The 2746-nt window shown below is 73.5% G+C and carries 4 protein-coding genes; 2 read left to right on the top strand and 2 right to left on the bottom strand.

All coding sequences use genetic code 11. The features are described 5' to 3' along the window. On the bottom strand, positions 1–502 hold a 502-nt coding region (locus AB0F10_RS45115), incomplete at its 3' end, for a shikimate dehydrogenase (RefSeq protein ID WP_360640700.1). A gap of 120 nt (positions 503–622) precedes the next feature. Between AB0F10_RS45115 and AB0F10_RS45110 the strand changes: the two genes are divergently transcribed. Beyond that, a complete protein-coding gene (locus AB0F10_RS45110) occupies positions 623–1279 on the top strand; it encodes a TetR/AcrR family transcriptional regulator (protein WP_360640698.1) in 657 nt (218 codons plus the stop codon). A gap of 8 nt (positions 1280–1287) precedes the next feature. Here the strand turns inward: AB0F10_RS45110 and AB0F10_RS45105 are convergent, their stop codons facing one another. Continuing rightward, a complete protein-coding gene (locus AB0F10_RS45105) occupies positions 1288–1566 on the bottom strand; it encodes a hypothetical protein (protein WP_360640696.1) in 279 nt (92 codons plus the stop codon). A 67-nt stretch (positions 1567–1633) separates the two neighbouring features. Here AB0F10_RS45105 and AB0F10_RS45100 point away from each other — a divergent pair, with 67 nt between their 5' ends. Continuing rightward, the gene (locus AB0F10_RS45100; RefSeq protein ID WP_360640694.1) at positions 1634–2710 is read left to right on the top strand and encodes a hypothetical protein; all 1077 of its coding nucleotides are present in this window, start codon (positions 1634–1636) and stop codon (positions 2708–2710) included. The last annotated feature ends 36 nt before the right edge of the window (positions 2711–2746 follow it).

The raw sequence follows: 2746 nt of genomic DNA, 5'->3' as shown, positions 1-2746 counted from the left end.
GGCGGGCCCGGTCCCGCTCGGCGTCGACGACGGTGAGATGGCCGGCGCCGCGCCGGGCCATCGCGTGCGCCACGGCCGCGCCCGCGCCGCCCGCACCGATCAGGACCACCCGGCCGGTGGCCGCCCCCGGCAGCCCGAGCCGGAAGCTCTCCGCGAACCCGTGCCGGTCGGTGTTGTGCCCGACCGAGCGGCCGCCGGTGAAGACGACGGTGTTGACCGCGCCGAGCTCGGCCGCCTCGGGCGAGAGCTCGTCGAGGTGCCCGAGGACCTCCTGCTTGCACGGGTGGGTGACGTTCAGGCCGCGGAAGCCGAGCTGCCGCGCGGTGCGCACCAGCTCGCCGACGTCGGCCGCCGCCAGGCCCAGCGCGGCGATGTCGATCAGCTGGTAGATGTAGCGCAGCCCCTGGTCGTCGGCCTCCCGCTCGTGCAGCGGCGGGCTGAGCGACGAGCCGATGCCGGCGCCGATCAGCCCGACGACGAAGCGGCCGTCCGCACCACCCACGACGTGACCTCCACCACTAATGTACGAACCGGTACGTTAGTTATCGGCCCTCGATCGACCGATGTCAAGGGTCGTGTGCGAACCTTGCCGAGCGCTCGAAACGCCCCGCGAAGGAGCCCGATGAAAGCCAGCCGTGCCCCGTCCGAGCCCTCGGACCGCCGCCGCGACGCGGAACGCACCCGCGCGGAGATCCTGGCCGTGGCCACCGCGGAGTTCGCCGATCGCGGCTACGACGGCGCGCGGGTCGACGAGATCGCGGACCGCACCCGCACCACCAAGCGGATGATCTACTACTACTTCGGCGGCAAGAAACAGCTCTACGTCGAGGCGCTCGAGCAGGCGTACGCGCGGATCCGCGCCGCCGAGCAGCAGGTCAGCGTCGACCACCTGGAGCCCGCCGCGGCGATCCGGCGGCTCGCCGAGGTGACCTTCGACCACCACGAGGCCAACCCCGACTTCATCCGGCTGGTCAGCATCGAGAACATCCACCGCGGCGAGCACATCGCGCGGCTGCCGGACCTGATAGACCTCAACACCCCGGCCGTGCGGCTGCTCACCGACCTGCTGCGGCGCGGCCAGGAGCAGGGCGTCTTCCGCACCGACGTGGACGCCGTCGACGTGCACCTGACGATCAGCGCGTTCTGCTTCTTCCGGGTCGCCAACCAGTACACCTTCGGCACGATCTTCGGCCGCGACCTGCTCGACCCGGACCGGCGCGAGCACTACCGGACGATGCTTGGCGACATGGTCGTCGCCCACCTCACCGCCGTCGGCTGACGGCCGCCTCAGACCACCGTCTTGCGGGCCGCCGCCCGGGCCTTGGCGATCGCCGGCATCGGCGAGCGCAGCCACCGGTCCTCGTCGGCCGCCGCGGTCACCTGCACCGAGGTGTACTGCACGGTCGAGTAGGACTTCTCGTCGCCCACCCGCAGTTCGGGGTTGCGCGGCGCGCCGGCGTAGGGGCCCATCTCGGCTTGCGAGACCGCGTCGGCCACCCCGCCCAGGAACCGGAACCGGCGACGCAGCCGGCTCATGAATGTCGAACCGCGCTCCGCACCGGTCATCGGCACAGCATACGACCCGGGCCCGCGTGGCTATCATCGAGCGACTCCGGCGACGGGAAGGAACAGGTTGAGCACCTCACGACGGCTCCCGCTGGGGCTGTGCGCCGCGCTCGTCGCGAGCGCCGCCCTGCTGGCGATGCCGGCGGCGGGATCGGGCACGCCCGCCGCGGCCCTGGTGTCCGCGGTCACCGCCTGGCCGCAGGCCCAGCGCGGCTCGGTCCAGCCGAAGCTGGCCGACGGCACCGAATACCGCCCGGGGATCTTCCTGGACGCGCACACCTCGGTGGGCACCGCCGAAACCCCGGACGGCAGGTTCCTGCGGCTGCTCCTGCTCGGCGCCGATGATTCCGTACGCGAACTCCGGCGCCTGCCCCGGCAGCGGCACCCGTCGTTCCAGACCTTCGCCCTCGCCGACGGCGACCTGGTGTGGGTCGAGGGCACCGGCGGCGGCCGCCCGGCGCTGTGGGCGGCCGGCCTCAAGCGGGCCGGCGCCGCCCGGCAACTGTCCGCCGACGTCGGCCACGTCACGTTCTACCAGTCGCAGTACGACCTGGTCGTGGCCGGCGGCCGGGTCTACTGGGCCGCGGCCGGCGCCGCGGACACCACCGACATCCGCTCGGTCGCCCTGACCGGCGGCCCGGTGCGCAGCCAGCCGCAGGCCGGCACGTGGAAGCTGTCGGCGTTCCCGTGGCTGGTCGACGGCGTCAACCAGGCGGCCGGCGCGACCCGGCTGCGCGACCTGACCACCGGCCGCGAGGTCGCGGTGGCGCGGGCCGGCAGGCGCGCCACGACGGCCTGCGGCCCGGCGTGGTGCCGGGTGGCGGCACTGGCCAAGGACGGCTCCAACCGGATCGACCTGATGCACCCGGACGGCAGCGGCCGCGAGCGCATCGCGGGCGACGCGGCGTCCACGATCATCACCGACGCGGCGCCGCTGGACCGCTTCGAGGTCCTCGCCCAGGTCGGGCCGACCTCGGAACTCACCGGCAACAACCAACTGATCGTCTTCGAGATCGCCACCCGCCAGACCGTCGAGATCAGCCCGGACGCCGGCTCGGTGTCCTGCCACGACGGCGTCCTCTGGTGGACGACGGGAAACCTGGACGGCGTCGTCTGGCACTCCCTGGACCTGCGCACCATCTGACCGTGGCGATCGGGGGCCGGGCGGGCCCCGCCCCCG

This window comes from Actinoplanes sp. NPDC026623, from assembly GCF_040638275.1.
Lineage (GTDB): Bacteria > Actinomycetota > Actinomycetes > Mycobacteriales > Micromonosporaceae > Actinoplanes.
The sequence above is the reverse complement of the archived record's forward strand: the minus strand, read 5'-3'. Positions and strand labels throughout refer to the sequence as shown.

Coding starts and splice junctions, on each gene's coding strand:
- AB0F10_RS45105 (WP_360640696.1), bottom strand. CDS start 1,566: ATGACCGGTGCGGAGCGCGGTTCGACATTCATGAGCCGGCTGCGTCGC.
- AB0F10_RS45110 (WP_360640698.1), top strand. CDS start 623: ATGAAAGCCAGCCGTGCCCCGTCCGAGCCCTCGGACCGCCGCCGCGAC.